Origin of the sequence: Tateyamaria rhodophyticola, from assembly GCF_047777875.1 — a bacterium.
Lineage (GTDB): Bacteria > Pseudomonadota > Alphaproteobacteria > Rhodobacterales > Rhodobacteraceae > Tateyamaria.
The window spans coordinates 3,116,448-3,138,757 of record NZ_CP180519.1; the positions used below are offsets into that span (position 1 = coordinate 3,116,448).

Here is a 22,310-nt window from a genome sequence, read left to right on the forward strand (position 1 = left end):
AGGTGCGCATATGAGCACGCGACTGGCCATAGGCGGCCGCCTGATCAACACGGACAAGCCGGTGCGCTTCACCTTCAACGGCAAGGTGATGAAAGGCTATGAGGGCGATACCCTTGCCTCGGCCCTCATGGCCAATGACCAGATGCTGGTGGGCCGGTCGTTCAAGTACCACCGCCCGCGCGGCATCGTCGCCTCCGGCGTCGAAGAACCCAACGCGCTTGTGAACCTCGGGGTGGAGGGCAAATTCGAGCCGAACCAGCGCGCCACCACGACGGAACTGTTCGACGGTCTGCTCGCCACCAGCCAGAACCACTGGCCCAGCCTCGAATTCGACGTCGGTGCGGTCAACGCCAAGCTGTCGCGCTTCATGCCGGCGGGGTTCTACTACAAGACGTTCATCCATCCACGCCCGCTGTGGAAACACCTCTATGAGCCGTTCATCCGTCAGGCCGCGGGTCTGGGTCAGGCCCCAAAGGGCCGGGACGCTGACCAGTACGAGCATTTCTATGCCTTCTGCGACGTGCTTGTGGTGGGTGCCGGGATCGCGGGCCTCATGGCGGCCAAATCGGCGGCCAAAACCGGGGCCAAGGTGCTCGTTTTAGAACAGAACGCACATGTCGGCGGGCGCGCGCCCGTCGATGGCGGTACTGTGGACGGCCTGCCTGTGGATAAGGTCGTGGACGAAACGCTCGCCGCGCTTCGGGCCATGCCCAATGTCACGGTGCGTCTGCGGACGATGGGGGCGGGGGTCTATGACCACGGCTACGTGCTGGGCTATGAACGGCTGACCGACCACGCGCCCGCGCAACCCGGCCCACGCCACCGCCTGTGGCGGATCAAGGCCGGGCAGGTGATCACCGCGACCGGCGCCATCGAACGCCCGCTCAGCTTTGCGGGCAACGACATTCCCGGTGTCATGCTCGCCTCCGCCGTGCGCGACTATATCGTCAATTTCGGGGTCAGTCCCGGCGACCGCGTGGCCGTTGTCACGAACAACGACGACGCCTACCGCACTGCAATCGCTGTGAAAAACGCGGGTCTTGACGTCCCCGTCATCCTCGATGCGCGCGTGTTGCCCGAGGACAGCCCGCTGGTGGCCGAGGCCAAGGCCGCAGGCATCCGTGTCCTGATGAGCCACGGTGTGGCCGCTGTCCAAGGTGGCAAACGCGTGACTGGCATCAAGGTCTGCGCGCAGGCAGGCGAAGGCGCCGTGCTGGAAGAGATCGCCTGCGACGTCGTTGCGATGTCTGGCGGTTGGTCACCGGTGGTGCACCTGTGGTCCCATTGCGGTGGCAAGCTGATCTGGGACAATGATTTTGCGATGTTCCGCCCCGATGTGGACAGATCACCGCAAGGCGCCGACGGCGAAGCCTTTGTGAGCGCGACCGGTTCGGCCAATGGCCATTTCGGTCTGCAAGAGGTGGTGGCCGATGCCCATGCCGCAGGGCGCAGTGCCGCCAAGGCAACGGGCCATGCGCCGGACAAGGACCCAAGCCCCGAAGGTATCAGCGTCGAAGAGGCACCGCTGGCCCATGTCTGGATCATGCCGCAGGGCGCCAGCAAGACGCTGCGTGCCAAGGCATGGCTGGATTATCAGAACGACGTTAAAGTGTCGGATGTGCAGCTTGCTGCGCAGGAGGGTTTCGAGAGCGTCGAGCATGCCAAGCGCTACACCACGCTGGGTATGGCGACCGATCAGGGAAAACTGAGCAACATCAACGGTCTCGCAATCCTTTCTGATGCGCTGGATCAACCCATCCCACAGACGGGAACCACCACGTTCCGCCCGCCGTACACGCCTATTTCCATGGGCGCGATTGCCGGTGAGGCGCGCGGCGCGGTGTTCCAGCCGATCCGCCGCACGCCGCTCCATGACTGGCACGACGCCAACGGCGCAGACTGGGAGCCGGTCGGCGCATGGCGCAGACCATACGCCTTTGTCCGGGCGGGCGAGAGCGTGCATGACGCCGTGATGCGCGAGACGAAGAACACCCGCGAAAACCTCGGGTTGCTGGATGCGTCGACGCTGGGCAAGCTGTTGGTCAAAGGCCCAGACGCGGGCCGTTTCCTCGACATGCTCTACACCAACATGATGAGCACGCTGAAGCCGGGCAAATGCCGCTACGGCCTGATGTGCAGCGAAAACGGGTTCCTGATTGATGACGGCGTTGTGGCGCGCATCGATGAGGACACGTGGCTCTGCCACACCACCACGGGCGGCGCGGACAGCATCCACCAGCATATGGAGGAATGGCTCCAGACCGAGTGGTGGGACTGGAAGGTGCATGTCGCCAACCTGACCGAGCAATACGCGCAGATCGCCGTTGTCGGCCCGAATGCGCGCAAGGCCCTTGAGGCGCTTGGCGGTATGGACGTGTCCAGGGATGCGCTTGGGTTCATGGAATGGGCCGACGGGACGCTTGGCGGGTTTGACGTGCGGGTCTATCGCATCTCCTTCTCGGGCGAACTGAGCTATGAGATTGCGGTGAAGGCCAGCCAGGGCCGCGCGTTTTGGGAGGCGTTGATGGCGGTGGGCGCCGATCTGGGGGTGATGCCCTACGGCACCGAAGCACTGCACATCCTGCGTGCCGAAAAAGGGTTCATCATGATCGGGGACGAGACCGACGGGACCGTGATCCCGCAGGATCTCGGCCTGCACTGGGCGCTGTCGAAGAAAAAGGAAGACTATCTGGGCAAGCGTGCGCATTCGCGCAGCCACATGGCGGATCCCGAACGGTGGAAGCTGGTGGGGCTTGAAACGGTCGATGGATCGACCTTGCCCGACGGGGCCTATGCGGTGGCCGATGGCACCAACGCCAATGGCCAGCGCAACGTTCAGGGGCGTGTCACCTCCAGCTACCACTCGCCGAACCTGAACAAGGGGATCGCGATGGGTCTGGTGCTGCACGGACCGGACCGGATGGGCGAGGTGATCGAGTTCCCGGGTACGGACGGCAAGACCTATGCCGCGCGGATCGTGGACCCGGTCTTCTATGACGCAGCAGGGGAGAAGCAGGATGTCTGAGCCTGTGACTGCACTGGGCGGCGCGTCCGCGAGTGGGATCGCCACGATCACCGAAGCGCCCTTGCAAGGCATGATCACCCTGCGCGGCGATCTGTCGGCGCGTGCCGTCAAGAAGGCTGCAACCGGCGTTGCGGGTGTCGACATGCCCGGACCGGGGCAGGCCAATTGCGACGGCGACCGTGGCATCTGCTGCATGTCGCCGGACGAACTGCTGGTGCTGTGTGCCTATGATGCGGTGGACCAGAGCCTAGCGCAGATGCACAAAGCGTTGGGCGACACGCATGCACTGGCCGTCGATGTGTCAGACGCCCGCGCCGCGTTCCATGTCGGCGGTGCCGCCGCACGTGAGGTGATGGCCAAGCTGGCGCCCGTCAACTTTGCCCCGGACGCGTTCGCACCGGGTATGTTCCGCCGCTCCCGCCTGGCACAGGCCCCGGCTGCGTTCTGGATGCGCGACGCAGAGACGTTCCAGATCGTCTGTTTCCGCAGCCACGCGCAATATGTGTTTGACCTGCTGAAAACGGCGGCCCAACCGGGCAGCGCGGTGGGGTTCTTCTCCGAATAGAGCCGGATGCGGTTCACCTCTGACGCGAACTGTTGCAGGTTGGCGTCAGCGGATTCGGAAAGGAAAAATTTTATGGCTTCGAAAATTTTGTGTGCTGCGGCGATCGGCCTGTTCAGCGCGGGCGTGGCGCAGGCCCAGGGCTATGTCTGCACACTCAAGACAAACGGCAGCAGTTTTGCTCCGGAAGTCCTTGCCATGGATTTTGATGCGGATGGGAAAACTGCAACGGTCTTCGGACCGGTCATCCAATGGGCCAAGGGCGGCCCGATGAAGGCAAAGGTGCGCAAGCAGAGCGATGGCCAGATCGAAGTGCGCTGGTCCATGACATTGCCGTCCAAACCCTTCCGCTCGCACGCCCGCTACCGCGTGGTGTTCAATCAGGACACCAAGCAGATGACGCTGAATGCGACCTTGCGCAATGCCGACAACGACGTGTCGGGCCGTGGCGCGTGTGTCGCCGAGGATTGGGTGTCAGGGTGATCGTCATGCGCGTTTTGCTTGGTCAACTGTTTTTTTGGCTCGAGCAATGTGTCTGTACGCCTCTTGCGGTCGTGGTCGCCGTGCTGATGCCGGTGACGGTATCGGCTCAGCAGATTGAGTGCACATTGACCAGCCGTTCGGCAAAGTTTGTGGCTGAAACAATGGTGTTTGACCTGCCGTCGCAACAAGGCGGGGCAACTGTATTCGACGCGATCATCGAAAGCACATATGGCGCTCCGGTGTCTGCACGCGTCAAGGCAAGGCAGGAAGATATCTTGCGCTATCGATGGCGCGTTGTAAATTTTCGTACGTCTCCAGGGTTGGCTACGATCAGCTATCGCGCGGATCTTGACCCCGTTGCCATGACAGTGAGCGTGTTCGGCTCCGTTGCAAACTTCAACGAAGATGTCAGAGGCAATGGAGCGTGCCGTTCGCGTTAACGGGGGTGAGCCCTGACAATTTTGTCGTTCAATTCGCTTGAACTTGCGCGTGCGCGCCCAATCTGTCAGCTACACACCTGACGATGAACAATGGGGGCCCACAATGGCTTTTGAACTTCCCGATCTTCCCTATGCCCACGACGCACTTGCGGACAAAGGCATGTCGAAAGAGACGCTGGAATACCACCACGACCTGCACCACAACGCCTATGTGGTGAACGGCAACAAGGCCATCGAAGGCACCGAATGGGCGGGCAAGTCGCTCGAAGAGATCATCGTTGGCACCTATGATGCGAACGCGGTAGCGCAGAACGGTATCTTCAACAACATCAGCCAGTTGTGGAACCACAACCAGTTCTGGGAAATGATGGGTCCGGGGGCATCGTCCATGCCGGGCGAGCTGGAAAAGGCGCTGATCGAAAGCTTTGGGTCCGTGGATGCGTTCAAGGACGCGTTTTCTGCCGCGGGCGCGGGTCAGTTCGGCTCCGGTTGGGCGTGGCTGGTCAAGGACAGCAATGGCAGCCTCAAGGTGACCAAGACCGAAAACGGCGTGAACCCGCTGTGTTTCGGCCAGACGGCGCTGCTGGGCTGTGACGTGTGGGAGCATTCCTACTATATCGACTTCCGCAACAAGCGGCCGGCATATCTGACGAACTTCCTGGACAACCTTGTGAACTGGGAAAACGTCGCCTCCCGGATGTGATTGGAAACGTTGCTCTCCCAGTCACCTACGCGCATCGGCTGCGCCGCTACGCTGGGTGAATTGGGAAAACGTCGCCTCCCGGATGTGATTGGAAACGTTGCTCTCCCAGTCACCTACGCGCATCGGCTGCGCCGCTACGCTGGGTGAATTGGGAAAACGTCGCCTCCCGGATGTGATTGGAAACGTTGCTCTCCCAGTCACCTATGCGCATCGGCTGCGCCGCTACGCTGGGTGAATTGGGAAAACGTCGCCTCCCGGATGTGATTGGAAACGTTGCTCTCCCAATCACCTACGCGCATCGGCTTTGCCTCTGCGCTGGGTGAATTGGGAGACACCGATGCCGTGCACATGGCGCCGACGGACATGAGAAAATCAAAGGCCTTGCATCCCGCGGATGCGGGGCTTTTTGCGTTTTTGGCATCAGGATCCGTTCAATAGACCTTCGAGCGCGGAAAACGCAGCGTCTGCATCCGGCACCAGCGTGACCATCTCGACGGTCGACATGTCTGCAAATCCCTGGTCGACCACGTGCCGCATGAGATCCATCAGGGGGTCCCAATACCCGCCCGTATTGATCGCAAGGATGGGTTTGTTATGCAGGCCAAGCTGCCGCCAGGTGACCGCTTCGAAAAACTCGTCCAGCGACCCGGCCCCGCCGGGCAACAGGACAACGGCGTCGGCGTTCATCAACATGACCTTCTTGCGCTCATGCATCGTTTCGGTGATCACAAAGCGGGTCAGGTCGGTCTTGCCGACCTCAAGGTCAACGAGGTGCGTGGGGATCACGCCAAACGTCTCGCCCCCCGCAGCTTGCGCGGCACGCGCAACCCGGCCCATCAGGCCCACATCGCCCGCGCCATAAACCAAACGCCAACCCCGCGCGGCCAAACCCTGGCCAAGCGCTTCGGCTGCGGCCCCGTATGCAGGGTCCTTTCCGTCGCGCGACCCGCAATACACGCAGACCGATACCTGTGACATCGCAACATCTCCTGCCCATACACACGACGCCCGGACGGACCTGTGTTTTGACCCTTCTATCCTTGCCTGTTATGCAAGCGCAACGCGCCAGACTGGGACCGGCGCCGGGGAAAGGGTGACAATGTCCAAACTGGTGGCATTGATGGGATCAAACGGCGGGCTTGTCGCCGGGGCCGCTGTGGTGGCGGTCGCGGCCGTGGGCGCGGGTGTGTACGTCAACAGTCTGAATGCGCCGGAGCCCGCGCCGGAATCGGTGCAACAGGCCGCAGTCTTGCCCGAGGCCGCTCCGGTTGATCCGGCGCCGGACGCGGTGCCGGACAGCACCGAAGCCGCCCCAGAGCCCGAACCCGCCGCACCGGAAACCGCAGAGGTCGAAGCCGCGCCCACCGCGCCCAGCATTGACGAAGTGCGTGTCGAAGCAGATGGGCTGACCGTCATCGCGGGACGTGCTGCGGCTGGCAGCACGGTCATCATCCTGCTCGACGGGGTGGAAAACACGCAGACCGTTGCGGATGCGCGCGGCGGGTTTGCGGCGGTGACGATGATCGCACCCAACCCGGAACCGCAGGTTCTGACGGTGATTGAACGGGTGGATGGCACTGATCTTGCATCGCTCGATGAGGTGATCATTGCCCCCATCGCAGTCCCCGAGGTGCAGGTGGCCGAAGCGCCCGCGTCCGAACCGGAGACTGTGGACACGCCGCAGCCTGCCGCAGAGACAGTTGACGTCGCAGAGGCATCTCCTGCACCGGAACCTGTGCAGGAGACTGCCGACACCGCAGAGGCGCCCGCCGCACCAGAGGCGCCGAACGCAGAAGCGGATGCGCCGCAAGTGGCCGAGGCAACGCCCGAGGCTGCGGACACGGATTCCCCTGTCGTCGCGGAAGCGCCCGCGGCGACGGACGAGGCGGACACGCAGGTCGTGGCGAACGCGCCCGATACGCCAGAAGAAACTGACGCCCCCGGGCAAACAGAAACGCCCGCACCTCAAGCCACGGCAGAGGTCGAAACGGAGGCACCGAAAGACGTTCAGGTTGCCGCACCCACGATCCTGAAAAACACCGAAGAAGGTGTCGAGGTTCTGTCGAGCGCGCCGCCCGAAGTGCTCGAGAATATCGAAATCGACACGATCAGTTATTCCCTGGAGGGTGAGGTGGAACTGGCCGGTCGCGCCCAAAGCGAAGCGGACGTGGTCCGGGTCTATGTCGACAATCGCCCCATCGCGGATATCGAGGTGGACGATTCGGGCCGGTGGCGCGGCGCGCTTCCGCAGATTGACACGGGCGTCTACACCTTGCGTGTGGATGAACTCAACGAGGCGGGCAATGTGACAAGTCGGGTGGAAACGCCGTTCAAGCGCGAAGACCCCGAAGCGCTGGCCGAGGTGGACAACGCCGACCAACCGGTCAAGCGGATCACGGTTCAGACCGGCAACACCCTGTGGGGCATTTCGCGCGAACGCTATGGCGACGGGCGTTTGTTCGTGCAGGTGTTCGAGGCCAACCGCAGCGCCATCCGCAACCCCGACCTGATTTTTCCGGGGCAGGTGTTTGAACTGCCTGAATAATTGGCGGGCGCGCATGCGATGCATGCGGATGCTGGTCACCCGAGCGCCTTCGCCCTATGTTCTGGTTTCCGACGAAGAGAGACCAATCCTGCATGCCCACTGACACTGCCGCGCCCCAAGGGACGGCCCGCGGCCATTCCGCCGCGCCGGACCCGGACCCCAACGAGAATATCGAAAGCGCGGAGCGTCGTTCTGGACTGCGCACCATTCGCAAGGTGGCGCCGTATCTTTGGCCTGCGGACAAACTGTGGGTGAAGCAGCGGGTGGTGCTGGCGATGCTGGCGTTGATCCTATCCAAGGTGGTGTCCGTCTATACCCCCATCCTGTACCGCGATGCGGTCGACGTGCTGGCGGGCGAGGGCGTGTCCGATCTGGCGCTTGGTGCCATTGGGTTGACCGTGGCCTATGGCGTGGCGCGCCTTATGAATGTGGGGTTTCAGCAGCTGCGCGATGCAATCTTTGCGCGTGTGGCGCAGCGGGCGCTGCGGATGCTGGCGCTGGAGACGTTCCAGCACATCCACCGCCTGTCGATGCGCTATCACATCACGCGCAAAACCGGCGGGCTGAGCCGGATCATCGAGCGGGGGGTCAAGGGGGTCGAATTCCTCCTGCGGTTCCTGCTGTTCTCCATCGGGCCACTGGTGCTGGAACTGCTGATGATCGGCGTCGTTTTGGCGATCCTGTTTGATGCGTGGTACCTTCTGGTCGTCGCAGGAACGATCGGGTTGTACGTGTGGTTCACCTTCGCGGTGACCGAATGGCGGGTCAAATTGCGCCGCGTGATGAACGATCAGGACACCGACGCCAATCAAAAGGCGATCGACAGCCTCCTGAATTATGAGACGGTCAAGTATTTCGGAGCTGAAGGGCGTGAGGCCGCACGCTATGACCGTGCCATGGCAGGGTACGAGGCCGCAGCGCTCAAGACCTCCTATTCGCTGGCCTTTCTCAACTTTGGACAGTCGGTGATCATCACCTCCGGTCTTGTGGGCGTGATGGTGATGGCCGCGGTCGGGGTGCAGAACGGCACGCTGACGGTTGGTGATTTCGTCATGGTCAACGCCTACATGATCCAGATCACCATGCCTTTGAATTTTCTTGGCACGGTCTACCGCGAGATCCGGCAGGCGCTTGTGGACATGGGCGAGATGTTTGACCTGCTGGAGCAGCCGGCGGAGGTGGTCGATGCCCCCGGTGCGTCTGCTCTGGACGTGCGGAAAGGGCGGGTTGAACTGGACAATGTGCACTTTGGATATGACCCGGCGCGTCCCATCCTCAAGGGTATCAGTGTGGTCGCCGAGCCCGGACAAACGGTGGCCATTGTCGGGTCGACCGGGTCGGGCAAATCGACCATCGGGCGGCTGCTGTTTCGGTTCTACGATGTGGGCGCGGGCGCGCTCCGCATCGACGGACAGGATGTGCGTGACGTCACGCAGGAGAGCCTGCATGCGGCCATTGGTGTGGTGCCGCAGGATACGGTGCTGTTCAACGACACGATTCGTTACAACATCGCTTATGGGCGCGATGAGGCGACGCAGGATGACATCATTGCCGCCGCAAAGGCCGCGCAAATCCACGACTTTATCGAAGGGCTGCCGGACGGGTATGACACGGCTGTGGGTGAGCGTGGGTTGAAGCTGTCTGGTGGGGAAAAACAGCGGGTGGGCATTGCGCGGACGTTGCTGAAAAACCCGCCGATCCTGTTGCTGGATGAGGCGACGAGCGCGCTGGACACGGACACGGAGCAAGAGATCAAGGATGCGCTGCGGGCCGCGGGGCAGGGGCGCACCGTTCTGACCATCGCGCACCGGCTCAGCACGATTGCGGAAGCGGACCGTATCGTGGTGCTGGAACAGGGCGAGATTGTCGAATCCGGCACCCATGAGGCACTCGTCGAACAGGAAGGGCGCTATGCCCAGCTGTGGCAGCGGCAGCTTTCGGAAGAGGTGTAGGGGACGGGGACGGACGCTGTTTGGCTGCGCCAAAGACGCCCCGCCCGCCGTCCCATTGGTGCTGCACGTCGAAGCAGGTGGTTATTTGTTTGGCTGTGCTGCGCTTTTGTGTTGGCACGCGCCGCATTTCGCGCGTTCTGGAATGCAGAAGACGGGAGCCGCGCGGGCACAAGACAATTGGTGCGGCGCGGCATTGCCTCGTGATCGGACGATTGCCGACATCTGTGGGCATTATAACCGGCGAGCCGCTTACGGTACTGGATTGGGCGGCATGGCACCTTCGTGCCATACCGTGCAAAGCGCTCTATTCTGCCGCTTTGAGAGGGGATGGATTGGCGAAAGGCAGCTCCCCCTGGTCCGAACCTTTTGCATCCATGTCGTCGAAATCCCACACCAGTTCCTGGCTCGGCATGCGTTCGGCCTGTCGCGACAAGGCCCAGTCGCGCGCCGAGGCGCTGGCACGGCCGAGCGACAGCTTGGCCAGCAGCTGGCTGAACCACAGCGCATAGGTCACGACCCACACCCGCATGGCCAACATGGACGGCGTCACCATCAGGGTCAGGACGGTTGCAATGCCCAGACCAAACACGACCGCGGTCGCCAGTTGTTTCCACCACAGCGCGGTGGGGCTGTCGACGGTATAGCCGCCGCCGCCGAAATCGAGGCTGAGGCCGAACATCATCGGTGCAAGCCCTGCCATCGTGGTGATCGTGGTCAGCAGAACGGGGCGGATACGGTCCTGTGCCGTGCGAATGATCGCCTCGATCCGGGGCATGTAGCGTTCGTATTCCTGATAGGTGTCAATGAGCACGATGTTGTTGTTCACGACGATACCTGCCAGGGCCACGATGCCCGTCCCGGTCATGATGATCGAGAACGTCTGATCCATGATCAGCATCCCCCAAAGCACGCCCGTGGTGGACAAAACCACGGCCAGCAGCACGAGGATCGCGTTGTAGAAGCTGTTGAACTGCGCCAGCAGGATGATGAACATCAAGAACAGCGCGCCCAGGAACGCCTGACCGAGGAAGGCACCGGATTCTTCCTGATCCTGCTGATCGCCGGTCCATTCGTGTTCCAGCCCGGTGCCAAACGGGTCCGTCTCCAGCCATTTGGTCAGCTCGGCCACCCGCTCGTTCGCGTTCACCGGAACCATGCGCAGATCACCTGCGGCCAGTTCCGCCGCCAGATCGCGGCCCGCGCCCGTGTCATTCACGGCCATGACGGCAAAGGTGGCGCCGTCATCACCGGTGATCGTGCCCGATGCCGACGGGCGCAAGGTTGCAACCGTCTGCTGCACCTCTGTGCCGTCCACATCCGTCGTCTCAACCAGCTTTTGCAGACCATCCAGCACGTCCGCCTTCACGTCGAAATAGCGTTTTTGGTTCACGCGGTTGATCTGGGCCAGTTCGGCCACGGGGGTGCGGGAGATGAAGTTGGCCAACGGCACCAGCCCGTCTGCGGTACGCACCTTCAGCGTATCAAGCGTGGACAGGACACGGTCCTGTTCCGGCAGGCGCACGCGGATCTCGATTTCCTCGTCCGAGCTGTCGACCCGCATCGTGTCCAGCAGCAGGCCGCGGGTCACCAACTGGACCATCGCGCCCACGGTGGCCACGTCCGCGCCGTAGCGCCCGGCCTTTTGCACATCCACGTCGATCTGCCAGTCGATGCCGGGCAGGGGGCGGGTGTCCTCGATCCGGGTCAGACCCGGCGTCGCCTCGAACTGTGCGCGTGCGGCACCGGCGGCGGTCAGCAGCTCTTGCCAGTCGTCGCCCTTGATCCGCAGGTGCACCGGCTTGGCCGAGGCGGGCCCTTGGGCCAGCGGCAGGACTTCGGTGCGAATGCCGGGGATCTGGTTCAGTTCCGCAGTCAACTCCTCAAGCACATAGTCGCCGTCGAAATCAGGCGCTTTGACCTCGCGCATCACGACGTAATCGGTGAAGGGCACGGTAAACCACGGCTCTGTCGCGTCGGGGCGTTCGTCCCACGGGATCGCCTCCAGCTGGATCTGACCGATGGTGTCGCGCGGGTTCTGTGCACCGCCCGTGTTGGCGTTCAGACCGCCCGCACCGGCAAAGGAAAACGCACTGCGGATGCCGGGATGGCGCACAACCACGTCTTCCACCTGGCGCAGCAGGACGTCTTTTTCCTCAAGGCTGAGGTTGCCGCGGGCCAGAACGTACACGATGGCCTGCTCGGTTTCGGTCTCGACAAAGAATTCCACGCCCTTGTTGTTGTTGATGAAGTAGATGAGCGTTGTGCCGACAAACACAAAGACCACGCCCACCATCACAAGCGGCATGACCGCGTTGCCGACGATCCCCTGGATCACATAGCCAAAGCCCGAGCGGCGATAGCCCGACCGCACCTTGCGCTTGCGCTCACCAAAGATCGCGCGGGCGATCCACAATGCCGCGCCGCCAACTCTTATGAACACCGCCCCAAGGCAGAGCATTGCGGTCAGGACGCCGACAAGGATCAAGCCCACGATGGCAACCAGCGTAACGCCAATCAGGAACACGTCAAAGAAGGTTGGCAGCACGGAGCCCCAGATATTCTGGCCGTCCATTGCGGCAAAGGCCACACCGACCTGCGCGTAAAGCGGGCCGATTGCCAGTACGCCACCCATCATGACAAGGGCAACGACCGCAACGCCGATATGTGCGAGGATCGGCAAGGCGGCGATGCGGTGCATCTGCATGCCGCACCATGCTATCAGGCGGCCCAGCACGCCGCCCATGACAGGCAGGTAAATCAGCGCGACGATCAGCGATGCCGACAGGACAAAGATCAGGGTAACCGGCAACATACCCATGAATTCGCCAGGTACACCGGGCCAGAACAGCATCGGCAAGAAGGCACAGAGCGTCGTGGCCGTGGACGACACCACGGGCCAGAACATGCGCTGCGCGGCCTCGACATAGGATCGCATGGGCCCGACACCGGCCTGTTGCCGCTTGTCCGCGTATTCGACCACCACGATGGCACCGTCGACGAGCATCCCCACCGATAGGATCAGGCCGAACATCACGATGTTCGACACCGAAATGCCCATGATCGCCAGCAGCACAAAGCACAGCAGGAACGAGGTTGGAATTGCAAAGCCCACAAGGATCGACGCACGCGGCCCGAGGAACGCAAGCGACACGATCATCACCAGCGCAATCGCTGTGAGGACGGAGCCTTCAAGCTGGCCCACCATCGACGCAACCTCGCGGCTGGTGTCATTGGACGTGCCCACTTCGACGGCGGCTTGCAGACCCTCGGGCCATTCGCCCGATTTCTCGGCCACGACCTCCTTGACCAGTGTTGCGGTGTCGATCAGGTTGAAGCCCTTGCGCTTGACCACCTGCAAGGCCACCGTGTCCTCACCGTTAAAGCGGGCCGTGGATGTGCGGTCCTCGAATGTCAGGTTGATGCGCGCCAGATCGCCCAAGGTGACCACGCGGTCGCCATTGGTTTTCACCGGCAGGTCATAGACATCGCGCACATTGTCGAAAGACGACGGGATCTTGACCGCGAAGGAACCCTGTTCCGTCTCGACCTCGCCCGCGGCAATGAGCTGGTTGTTGTTCTGCACCACGGTGATCAGCTCTCCGGCGGTGACATTGTAGGCCTCGAGCCGCAGGGGATCGATCACGACCTCGACCATCTCGTCCCGGCTGCCCACCAGACTTGCCTCGAGCACGGCATCCAGCCCTTCGAGATCGTCCTGCAGGTCCTTTGCCACCCGCGCAATGGTGCGTTCCGGCACGGGGCCGGTCAGGTTCACGATGATGATCGGGAATTCGGAAAAGTTGAATTCGTCCAGCGTGTACTGCTCAAACCCGCTCGGAAACTCGGCCTCCGCAGTGTTCATGGCGTCGCGCACGTCGGCCATGACTTGGGTCTTGTTCCAGCCGAATTCGAATTCCAGCACCACGTTGGCATAGCCTTCGGCGGCGGTGGACGTCATCTTGTCCAGCCCGTCGAGGTCGGACAATTCCGTCTCCATCGGCTGGATCAACAGGTCTTCGGCGTCGGCGGCGGAAATGCCGGGGAAGGGGACCGAGATCACGAGGGTCGGGATTTCGATATCCGGCTCACCCTCCTTGGGCAGGCTGATATAGGCAACGGCCCCTACGACGATAGACAGGATGATAAAGGCGATCACCATTCGCGCGCGTGACGCGGCCCAGTCGACAACACCGGTCATTGGGTCTGCTCCTGATATGTGGGCGCGACGGTCACGCCTGCGGTCACGAATTCCTGTCCGACGACAATGACGTTCAGCGTCTCGGGCAGACCGGTCAGCCACACGCCCTGCGCCGTGTCACGCAGCACGGTCACGGGCTGAAACGCGACAAGGCCTGCGTCATCCACCGTGCGTAGGCCGATATCCCCTTCGGTGTTCAGCGTCAGGGCAGAGGGCGGCAACAGATGCGCCTTGGCCCCGGCCGCAGAAATGGCGATGTCGGCGGTCTGTCCGTCGCGGATTTCAAGGTCAGGGTTCGGAACTTCGATTTCTACGCGGAAGGTGCGGGTTGTCTCGTCCGCGGCGCGGCTGAGGAACGTCACGGTGCCAATGACCTCCTGGCTGCCCGCGGCCAGCCGTGCGCCGGCACTGGCGCCAACCTTGACCCGGTTCACCTCGGTTTCCGGCACAAAACCCACCAGCTTGATCGGGTCCAGCTGGATCACCGTCGCGCAGAGCGCACCGGGTTGCAGCAATGTGCCCAGCTCTGCCGTGTCACTTTCGAGCAGTCCGGCAAAAGGCGCATGGATATCCAGCCGCGCCATTTCTTTTTCCGCCGATGCCACGGCGGCCAGCGCGCTTTCGATGGTTGCGTCTGCTGATTCCAGTCCCGCACGCGCGGCCGTCACGCCAGCGCGCGCCGCTTCCAGCGCTGCCTCGGCCGCGGCCACACCGGCATCCGCATTCTTGACCCGCGTTTCAGCGGCAAACCCGCCCTCGCTCAGGCGTTGGGCCGCGTTCTGATTGACCAGCGCTTCGTCCAGGCGCGCCTGTGCTTCGATCACGCGCGATTCTGCTTCGGGAACGCGCGCCTCGGCCTCGGACTTGCGCGATGTGGCCTCGGACACGCGGGCGCGGGTTTCGGCCAGCGCAGAGGCGCGGGTGCCCGGATCGAGACGGCACAACAACGCCCCTTCGTCGATGAACGCCCCCTTGCGCAGGGGCGGGGAAATCACCGTAGAGGTGGTTTCGGCCCGCACCTCGACCTCGCGCGCGGCCTCCGTCTGGCCGCGCAGGATCACGGCACTGTCGATTTCGCGCGCCACGGACCGGCGGGCCACAACCTTTATCAGATTTTCAGCTGGCGCGGTTTCACTGTCTTGCACAGCGCTCTGTTCCGCGGTGTCTTCTGCCACTGCGACCGCGTCATCCTGCGCGCCGCCGGTCTGTTCCGCGATAAAGGCCAACGTGGCGTCGCGCTCAATCACCCACAAATACAGGACCACGGCCACCACAACCGCCAGGATCAATGACACAAACCGCATTTTCGTTTTCCCTGTTCGTTCCGCATCACGTGCGGCACCTAGTGCCTGCTATATAGTGAGGCTTACGACTAAACTAACCAGTTCAGATTACTTTTTTTGCTGCGGATGCGCAATGTGTGCGGATTGCCGCAGGCGCGCGGGTGCGCGCGCGCTCTTGGCTTGGGGGGCGGGGCGCGATAAGAGGGGCGCGAAAACAGGCCCGCACGGGCCGTGGCGGGGCGAGGATCAAGGCGTGAGCAACACCGACAGTTTCATCGACGAGGTCAACGAAGAGGTCCGCCGCGACCGGCTTTATGGTCTGCTGCGTCGGTACGGCTGGATCGCGGTGCTGGCCATCCTCGTGATCGTCGGGGGTGCGGCGTTCAATGAATACCGCAAGGCGCAGGAAGAGGCGCGGGCGCAGGCGCTTGGTGATGCGATGCTGGCCGCGCTGTCAGAGGATAACGCAACCAGCAGGGCCGGCGCCCTGGCCGGGATCGATGCCGAAACACCCGAAGGCACCGCCGTTCTGTCGCTGTTGCAGGCGGGTGCCTTTGCCGATGCCGGGGATACGGACGGCGCCATCGCCGCTCTGACAGCGGTGCAGAACGCGGCGGATGCGCCGTTGATCTACCGGCAGATCGCGACCTTCCGCGCGCTGTTGCTGCAATCGGACACGCTTGACGTCGAGGCGCGGCGCGCAGGCTTCCAAAGCCTTGCCGTTCCGGGGGTGCCGTTCCGCCTGCTGGCCGAAGAGCAATTGGCGCTGATCGAGATTGAAACGGGCAATACTGATGCGGCCATCGACATGCTGCGCCCCATGCTGGATGACGCCGAGGCCAGCGCGGGCTTGCAACGGCGCGCCCTACAGGCGATTGTGGCCCTAGGTGGAACGCTCGCCGACGAAGATACGGACGCAGCGACAGATAATTGAGGGGCGGGACATGAGCATCACCCGTGAAGCACACGCCGGTTCGATCCGCAAAGCGGGTCTGGCACCGCTGGCCATGGGCGTCGCGGCGCTGTTGTTGAGCGCCTGCGGCGAGCGCGAGGTGATCCTGCCCGGAGAACGCGAACCGATTGACGCGGTTTTGACCGGTGCCGTGACCGCAGAGACAGAAGCCGCCGCCGTCACGGCAGCGGCCCGCGGCATCACGCTGCCCGCACCCGTGGTCAACGCGGACGCGCCGCAAGGCCTTGGCACGCAATCCTTCCGAACAGATCACCCACAGCTGGGCAGCACGCTGACCCCTGTGTGGAGCGTCGGGATCGGCGCAGGCGACAGCCGCAAGTACCGCATCGTGGCCGATCCGGTTGTGGCCGGTGGCCGCGTCTTTACGCTCGACAGTCTCAGCACGGTGTCCGCCGTGTCGACCAGCGGCCAGTTGCTTTGGCAACGCGATGTGCTGCCGGCAGGGGCCAATGACGGCGACGGCACCGGTGGCGGTCTCGCGGTGGACGGCAACCGGCTTTACGTTTCGTCGGGGTTCGGCGCGCTCACTGCGCTGGATGTGGAAACCGGCGCGGTCGTTTGGACGCAGGACCTGGATGCGCCCGCAACCGGGCGCCCGACCGTGTTCGGCGACCTCGTCTATGTGGTGGCCGGGGATGACACCGGCTGGGCCCTGAACAAGGACACGGGCCGCATCGCATGGCAGATCGGCTCGTCCGAAAGCCGCACGAACATCCTGGGCGCGCCTGCGCCCGTGATTGCCGACGGGCTGACGGTTTTCGCCTTTGGCTCGGGCGAGATGCAGGCCGTGTTCAGCCAGGGCGGCTTGCGTCGCTGGGATGCGTCGGTGCTTGGCGGGCGCACGGGCCGTGCGCTGGCCCGGATCGACGATGTGACCGGGCGTCCGATTGTGGCCGATGGCGTGATCTATGCCGCGAACCAGGCCGGGCGGACGGTCGCGATCAATGCAGGCAGCGGTGCGCGGCTCTGGACCGCGCCGGAGGGGGCCTTTGGTACCGTGCTTCCCGTGGCGGACAGCGTGTTCCTCGTGAGTGACCGCAATGAACTTCTGCGCCTGAGTGCCGCTGACGGCACTCGTATCTGGAGCGCTGAGCTGCCCAATTTCGTCAACGACCGCCCTCTGCGCCGGTCCGAAGTGTTCACGCATCACGGCCCGGTTCTGGCCGGTGGTCGGCTGCTGGTGGCCTCCTCGGACGGCAGCTTGCGCAGCTATGATCCGGCGACCGGTGGGCTGACCGGCGTTACCGACATCCCGTCCGGGGCCACGACGGCACCTGTGGTCGCAGGCCAGACGCTGTATGTCGTGAACCGCAAGGGCACGTTGATCGCCTACCGCTGAGCCCCCTTTCGCGCGGGCACGGAATGGTCTAAGGGCTGCGTCTGTTTTTCTCGCGTTGGGGATCACCCATGAGCTTTACTCTCGCCATTGTCGGTCGGCCCAATGTGGGCAAGTCGACCCTGTTCAACCGTCTGGTGGGCAAGCGCCTTGCGCTGGTCGATGACCAGCCGGGTGTGACGCGCGACCTGCGCGAAGGCGAGGGGCGGTTGGCGGACCTGCGGTTCACGGTCATCGACACCGCGGGCCTCGAAGAGGCCGAGGATGACAGCTTGCAAGGCCGTATGCGCCGGTTGACGGAACGGGCCGTGGACATGGCTGATGTGTGCCTGTTCATGGTGGATGCACGCACCGGCGTCACCCCCACGGACGAGGTTTTTGCCGACATTCTGCGCAAGCGGGCGGACCATGTGCTGCTCGCGGCGAACAAGGCCGAAGGCACGGCGACGGATGGCGGCGTGCTCGAGGCCTATGCGCTCGGGTTGGGGGAGCCGATCCGGCTGTCGGCGGAACATGGCGAGGGGCTGACCGACCTTTACGCACAGCTGCAACCCCTGGCCGATGGCTTTGCCGAACGGGCGGCGGATGATGCGCCCGAGGTGGATGTTGATGTGGATGAGGACGACGAGGACGGCCCGCGCACGCCCACGCAATCCCGCCCCCTGCAAGTCGCGGTTGTCGGGCGGCCCAATGCGGGTAAATCCACCCTGATCAACCGCATCGTGGGTGAGGACCGGTTGCTGACCGGACCAGAGGCGGGGATCACCCGTGACGCCATTTCGCTGCGCACCACATGGGACGGCACGCCCATGCGCATCTTTGACACCGCAGGCATGCGCAAACGCGCCAAGGTGCAGGAAAAGCTGGAAAAACTGAGCGTCAGCGATGGCCTGCGCGCGGTGAAATTTGCCGAAGTTGTGGTGGTCCTGCTCGACGCGGCGATCCCGTTTGAACAACAGGACCTGCGTATCGCAGACCTTGCCGAGCGCGAGGGGCGCGCGGTTGTGGTGGCCGTGAATAAGTGGGACGTCGAGGACGACAAGCAGGGCAAGCTGCGCGACCTCAAGGAGAGCTTTGAGCGGCTGCTGCCGCAGCTCAAGGGCGCGCCGCTCATCACGGTGTCAGCCAAGACGGGGCGCGGTCTTGACCGGCTGAACGGGGCCATTCTGCGCGCGCACGAAGTGTGGAACCGCCGCGTGCCCACGGCGGCGCTGAACCGTTGGCTGGCAGGCATGATCGAGGCGCATCCGCCCCCCGCGCCGCAGGGCAAGCGGATCAAGCTGCGCTACATGACCCAGGCCAAGACGCGCCCACCCGCCTTTGTGGTGATGTGCAGTCACCCCGACAAAGTGCCCGAAAGCTACAACCGCTATCTGGTCAACGCGCTGCGTGTGGATTTCGACATGCCGGGCACGCCGATCCGCGTGTTCATGCGCGGGCAGGGGGCGGCGAACCCCTACAAGGGGCGCAAGAAGGCCGGGCCGTCAAAGCTGCGCAAGCACACCGAAGGGCGGCGCAGCTAGGCCCCGCGCAGGGCCGCCCGCACCGTCGGTGTAACCAGGAAGGCCGCACCGGCCAGTGCCAGCGCGCCCACGGCTGTCGTTGTCCCGTTCTGCACCACGATCGCGAGCAGGGCCCAGATGGCGGCGACCCCATATGTCGGCGCGCGGCCCAGCGTCCATTGCACGGCAAAGGCCAGCACCGCGGCGACCGGGATCATGACCAGCGCTGCCGCCGTATTGGACATCACGCCATACCCGCCAAGCAGCAGGCCAATCGACACGCAGGACGCCCCGCTCAGCCACCCGGCATAGAGACCCACGGGCCATGCCGCCGCCCAGCTGTCATCCTGCGGTGCCCGGTAAAGTGCGGCCAGCGCCGGGATCAGCATCGCCCAGATCAGGATGGTCGCCCAGATCGGGCTGAGCACCGCAACAGGCAGCCATACGGCACCGACCGCCAGTGAGATCGCAAGCGGAACCCGCATGGCATCCCACGCCGTATCTCGTGCGCGCCGCCACAGGCCAAAGCCCGCCCCCACGATCAACCACAGGTAAATCACCCCCCAAATGGCAAACGCATAGCCCGCAGGCTGCGCCGGCGGATCCTCTTGCCGCACCGGGAACGCATCCGGATCGAACCCGCCAAAATCCGGGACCCAGATTGGTGAGATCGCAAACGCAATGGTCAGAACCAGAACCACACCCGCCCATATTCCGCGCATCCTGCCGCTCCCTTTACCGCGATATGCCACATGCTTAGACTGGCAACGACGTAGCGGCGCAACCCGTTCTTGCAAAAGGTTTTTCGGATGAAACGCATTGTGGTGCTGTGTGACGGAACCTGGAATTCGCCGGATATCGCGGACACAACGCACCTGCCGGAGATGGCCATTTCGCTGGATATTTCCGACCAACAGGTGGTCAAGTATTTCTCCGGCGTTGGTGTGAATGATGACCCGCGGTTCGAGACATTGCTGGGCCGTGGCGTGAACCGGATCCTGGGCGGTGCGACCGGGCTTGGCCTCGGGGCCAAGGTCAAGGCCGCCTACACCGCGATTGCCCAAACCTATGAGGATGGCGACGAAATTTACCTCTTCGGGTTTTCGCGGGGGGCATTTACGGCGCGGTCGGTGGCGGGGATGATCCGCAAATGCGGGATCATTGACGACCTGTCACCGCGCGGTATCCGCCGGGCGTTTCGGCTCTACCGGCGGGCGGGGGCGGGCAATGCGCCTGATGCGCCGGGCATACAGGCCATGCGCGCGGCGATGTCGCCCCGGTTTGCAACATCCGAACGGGACCGCGCCGCGCGTCCCGACCCCGTGCCCATTGTGCGCATCGCTTATCTCGGTGTGTGGGACACTGTGGGCGCACGCGGGATACCAACCGCGATCTTCGGCGCGGTCGCGCGGCTGTGGAACCGGCAGTACCGGTTTCACGACATGATGCTGTCCCGTTCGGTTGTGTCCGCACGCCACGCGGTGGCCGCGGATGAACGGCGCCGGTTTTACGAACCGGCCCTATGGGAGAATATCGCAGCAATCAACGGTGGCGACACATCACCATCGGCGCCCTATCAGCAACAGTGGTTTGTGGGCGATCACGCGATCCTTGGGGGCAGTGCCATGACCGACGCGCTGTCGGTCTTTCCCAAGCTGTGGGTGCTGGAGGGCGCGCCGAACCTCACGTGGCGTGCGCGGATGAAGCCATCGCGCGACGGGGCCAATCATCTGTTGGAAACCAACAGGTTAAGTGATCCCGGCGGTGTCTACAGGCTCGCGCGCAACCTGCTGGATTGGCGCAAGGACCCGCGCAAGATGACCAGCCTCAACGACAGCACGGCCGCGCGTTTGCGCGACCTTGCCGCCTACCGGCCAGAAAGCCTGCGCCGGTTTTTTTAGGCCAGCGTGCCGTCCGTCGTGAGGGTGGTTTTGCCGCCGAGATAAGGGGCAAGCGCTGCTGGCAGTTTGACCGAACCATCCGCCTGCTGGCCATTTTCCAGCACCGCGATCAGGCAACGCCCCACCGCAAGGCCCGAGCCGTTCAGCGTATGGACAAATTCCGGCTTGCCGCCGCCCGCCGGTTTGAACCGCGCATTCATGCGCCGCGCCTGAAAGTCGCCGGTGGTGGAGACCGAGCTGATCTCGCGGTAGGCGTCCTGCCCGGGCAACCACGCCTCGATGTCAAAGGTGCGGCGCGCGCCGAACCCCATGTCGCCGGTGCAGAGCACGACGGTTCTGTAAGGGATTTCAAGCGCTTCGAGGATGCCTTCGGCGCATTTCAGCATGCGTTTCTGTTCGTCCTCGGACGCGTCGGGATGGGTGATGGACACCATCTCGACCTTCTCGAACTGGTGCTGGCGCAGCATGCCGGACGTGTCGCGCCCCGCGCTGCCGGCCTCGGAGCGGAAGCACAGCGTGTGCGCGGTATAGCGGATGGGCAGCGCCGCCTCGTCCAGCACATCGCCCGCCACGGTGTAGGTCAGCGGCACTTCGGACGTCGGGACAAGCCACATGCCCTCTTCAGTGCGATAGCTGTCTTCGCCGAATTTCGGAAGTTTATCAGTGCCATACATGGCGTCGTCACGCACGAGGACGGGCGCGTTGACCTCTTGCAGACCGTTCTGGTCCACATGTGTGTCGATCATGAATTGCGCCAGTGCTCGGTGGATGCGGGCCACGGCACCGGTGAGCATGACAAAGCGGCTGCCGGATGTCTTGGCCGCCGTCTCAAAGTCCATGGAGGCGGCGACGCTCGGGATCTCAAAATGTTCTTTAGGCGTGAAATCAAAGGGTTGCGGCGTGCCCCAGCGGTTCACCTCGACATTGTCCGCCTCATCCGCGCCGTCGGGCACGTCCTCGGCGGGCAGGTTCGGGATACGGGCCAGCGCATCGGTCAGCTCTGCATCCAGAGCCTTCGCTTCGTCCTGCATCCTGCTGATTTCGTTTTTCTTTTCGGCGACGAGGGCGCGCAGGCGCTGAAATTCATCCTCGTCCCCACGGCCCTTGGCGGCACCGACCTCCTTGGAGGCCTTGTTCTGTTCTGCCTGCGCCGTTTCCGCCGCCAGAATGCAGGCGCGGCGCTTTTCATCAAGCTCCAGAAGCGCAGACGACATCCCCGCGTCCCCACGGCGCGCAAGGGCGGCATCGAAGGCGGCGGGATTGGCGCGAATGGCGCGAATGTCGTGCATGGGTCTGGTCCTTTGGACGGGTTGCGGTGGGGGTCATATGCCCGATTGGCGGGCCGGGGAAAAGGGGGGAGCAGGGGGTGCGCAATGTGTGCACCGTTGTGGTTTAGTGACGTTTGCT

General features: G+C 63.6%; 16 protein-coding genes. 11 read left to right on the forward strand and 5 right to left on the reverse strand.

Annotated elements, in window-relative coordinates:
• The first annotated feature begins 10 nt into the window (after positions 1-10).
• The 5 genes from ACERHN_RS16825 to ACERHN_RS16845 all read left to right on the forward strand — a co-directional run bounded on the left by ACERHN_RS16825 (position 11) and on the right by ACERHN_RS16845 (position 5,213).
• Complete coding sequence (locus ACERHN_RS16825) at positions 11-3,025, forward strand: sarcosine oxidase subunit alpha family protein (RefSeq protein WP_415920176.1); 3,015 nt, start codon at positions 11-13, stop codon at positions 3,023-3,025.
• Positions 3,018-3,590 (forward strand): sarcosine oxidase subunit gamma, encoded by a 573-nt coding sequence (locus ACERHN_RS16830; protein WP_415920177.1) that lies wholly within the window; start codon positions 3,018-3,020, stop codon positions 3,588-3,590. Before ACERHN_RS16825 ends, ACERHN_RS16830 begins: the two co-directional genes overlap by 8 nt.
• Positions 3,591-3,662: 72 nt before the next feature.
• A complete protein-coding gene (locus ACERHN_RS16835) occupies positions 3,663-4,070 on the forward strand; it encodes a hypothetical protein (protein WP_415920178.1) in 408 nt (135 codons plus the stop codon).
• Between the two features lie 5 nt (positions 4,071-4,075).
• Entirely contained in the window at positions 4,076-4,510 is a 435-nt protein-coding gene (locus ACERHN_RS16840; protein WP_415920179.1) for a hypothetical protein, read from the forward strand.
• A 103-nt stretch (positions 4,511-4,613) separates the two neighbouring features.
• On the forward strand, positions 4,614-5,213 hold the full coding sequence (locus tag ACERHN_RS16845) for a superoxide dismutase (RefSeq protein ID WP_415920180.1): 600 nt from the start codon (positions 4,614-4,616) through the stop codon (positions 5,211-5,213).
• A gap of 420 nt (positions 5,214-5,633) precedes the next feature.
• Here ACERHN_RS16845 and ACERHN_RS16850 read toward each other — a convergent pair whose 3' ends face one another.
• The gene (locus ACERHN_RS16850) at positions 5,634-6,191 is read right to left on the reverse strand and encodes a TIGR00730 family Rossman fold protein (protein ID WP_415920181.1); all 558 of its coding nucleotides are present in this window, start codon (positions 6,189-6,191) and stop codon (positions 5,634-5,636) included.
• A gap of 121 nt (positions 6,192-6,312) precedes the next feature.
• On the opposite strand from ACERHN_RS16850, the gene ACERHN_RS16855 reads away from it, so the two are divergent.
• Both ACERHN_RS16855 and ACERHN_RS16860 read left to right on the forward strand, forming a co-directional pair.
• Positions 6,313-7,758: a peptigoglycan-binding protein LysM gene (locus tag ACERHN_RS16855; RefSeq protein ID WP_415920182.1), complete on the forward strand. Its 1,446-nt coding sequence runs from the start codon at positions 6,313-6,315 to the stop codon at positions 7,756-7,758.
• Positions 7,759-7,850: 92 nt separating this feature from the next.
• On the forward strand, positions 7,851-9,710 hold the full coding sequence (locus ACERHN_RS16860) for an ABCB family ABC transporter ATP-binding protein/permease (RefSeq protein WP_415920183.1): 1,860 nt from the start codon (positions 7,851-7,853) through the stop codon (positions 9,708-9,710).
• Between the two features lie 304 nt (positions 9,711-10,014).
• On the opposite strand, the gene ACERHN_RS16865 is transcribed toward ACERHN_RS16860, so the two are convergent.
• Positions 10,015-13,908 (reverse strand): efflux RND transporter permease subunit, encoded by a 3,894-nt coding sequence (locus ACERHN_RS16865; protein WP_415920184.1) that lies wholly within the window; start codon positions 13,906-13,908, stop codon positions 10,015-10,017.
• A complete protein-coding gene (locus tag ACERHN_RS16870) occupies positions 13,905-15,212 on the reverse strand; it encodes an efflux RND transporter periplasmic adaptor subunit (protein ID WP_415920185.1) in 1,308 nt (435 codons plus the stop codon). The genes ACERHN_RS16865 and ACERHN_RS16870 overlap by 4 nt, the downstream gene beginning before the upstream one ends.
• Positions 15,213-15,444: 232 nt before the next feature.
• Between ACERHN_RS16870 and ACERHN_RS16875 the strand changes: the two genes are divergently transcribed.
• From ACERHN_RS16875 to der, 3 genes are all read left to right on the forward strand, one after another.
• On the forward strand, positions 15,445-16,125 hold the full coding sequence (locus ACERHN_RS16875; RefSeq protein ID WP_415920186.1) for a hypothetical protein: 681 nt from the start codon (positions 15,445-15,447) through the stop codon (positions 16,123-16,125).
• A gap of 10 nt (positions 16,126-16,135) precedes the next feature.
• Positions 16,136-17,503, forward strand: coding sequence for a PQQ-binding-like beta-propeller repeat protein (locus tag ACERHN_RS16880; protein ID WP_415920187.1), 1,368 nt, complete (start codon positions 16,136-16,138; stop codon positions 17,501-17,503).
• A 68-nt stretch (positions 17,504-17,571) separates the two neighbouring features.
• Entirely contained in the window at positions 17,572-19,023 is a 1,452-nt protein-coding gene (gene der, locus ACERHN_RS16885; RefSeq protein ID WP_415920188.1) for a ribosome biogenesis GTPase Der, read from the forward strand.
• Here the strand turns inward: der and ACERHN_RS16890 are convergent.
• A complete protein-coding gene (locus tag ACERHN_RS16890; protein WP_415920189.1) occupies positions 19,020-19,724 on the reverse strand; it encodes a hypothetical protein in 705 nt (234 codons plus the stop codon). The genes der and ACERHN_RS16890 overlap by 4 nt on opposite strands.
• An 87-nt stretch (positions 19,725-19,811) precedes the next feature.
• On the opposite strand from ACERHN_RS16890, the gene ACERHN_RS16895 reads away from it, so the two are divergent.
• Positions 19,812-20,903 (forward strand): DUF2235 domain-containing protein, encoded by a 1,092-nt coding sequence (locus tag ACERHN_RS16895; RefSeq protein WP_415920190.1) that lies wholly within the window; start codon positions 19,812-19,814, stop codon positions 20,901-20,903.
• Here ACERHN_RS16895 and serS read toward each other — a convergent pair.
• Positions 20,900-22,192: a serine--tRNA ligase gene (serS, locus tag ACERHN_RS16900; RefSeq protein ID WP_415920191.1), complete on the reverse strand. Its 1,293-nt coding sequence runs from the start codon at positions 22,190-22,192 to the stop codon at positions 20,900-20,902. The genes ACERHN_RS16895 and serS overlap by 4 nt on opposite strands.
• Positions 22,193-22,310 lie beyond the last annotated feature (118 nt).

Excerpts from the sequence above, each read along its gene's own strand:
- ACERHN_RS16865 (WP_415920184.1), bottom strand. The coding sequence starts at position 13,908 with ATGACCGGTGTTGTCGACTGGGCCGCGTCACGCGCGCGAATGGTGATC.
- ACERHN_RS16840 (WP_415920179.1), top strand. The coding sequence starts at position 4,076 with ATGCGCGTTTTGCTTGGTCAACTGTTTTTTTGGCTCGAGCAATGTGTC.
- ACERHN_RS16855 (WP_415920182.1), top strand. The coding sequence starts at position 6,313 with ATGTCCAAACTGGTGGCATTGATGGGATCAAACGGCGGGCTTGTCGCC.
- ACERHN_RS16825 (WP_415920176.1), top strand. The coding sequence starts at position 11 with ATGAGCACGCGACTGGCCATAGGCGGCCGCCTGATCAACACGGACAAG.
- ACERHN_RS16830 (WP_415920177.1), top strand. The coding sequence starts at position 3,018 with ATGTCTGAGCCTGTGACTGCACTGGGCGGCGCGTCCGCGAGTGGGATC.
- ACERHN_RS16890 (WP_415920189.1), bottom strand. The coding sequence starts at position 19,724 with ATGCGCGGAATATGGGCGGGTGTGGTTCTGGTTCTGACCATTGCGTTT.
- ACERHN_RS16880 (WP_415920187.1), top strand. The coding sequence starts at position 16,136 with ATGAGCATCACCCGTGAAGCACACGCCGGTTCGATCCGCAAAGCGGGT.
- ACERHN_RS16860 (WP_415920183.1), top strand. The coding sequence starts at position 7,851 with ATGCCCACTGACACTGCCGCGCCCCAAGGGACGGCCCGCGGCCATTCC.
- ACERHN_RS16845 (WP_415920180.1), top strand. The coding sequence starts at position 4,614 with ATGGCTTTTGAACTTCCCGATCTTCCCTATGCCCACGACGCACTTGCG.
- der (WP_415920188.1), top strand. The coding sequence starts at position 17,572 with ATGAGCTTTACTCTCGCCATTGTCGGTCGGCCCAATGTGGGCAAGTCG.
- serS (WP_415920191.1), bottom strand. The coding sequence starts at position 22,192 with ATGCACGACATTCGCGCCATTCGCGCCAATCCCGCCGCCTTCGATGCC.
- ACERHN_RS16835 (WP_415920178.1), top strand. The coding sequence starts at position 3,663 with ATGGCTTCGAAAATTTTGTGTGCTGCGGCGATCGGCCTGTTCAGCGCG.
- ACERHN_RS16850 (WP_415920181.1), bottom strand. The coding sequence starts at position 6,191 with ATGTCACAGGTATCGGTCTGCGTGTATTGCGGGTCGCGCGACGGAAAG.
- ACERHN_RS16870 (WP_415920185.1), bottom strand. The coding sequence starts at position 15,212 with ATGCGGTTTGTGTCATTGATCCTGGCGGTTGTGGTGGCCGTGGTCCTG.
- ACERHN_RS16895 (WP_415920190.1), top strand. The coding sequence starts at position 19,812 with ATGAAACGCATTGTGGTGCTGTGTGACGGAACCTGGAATTCGCCGGAT.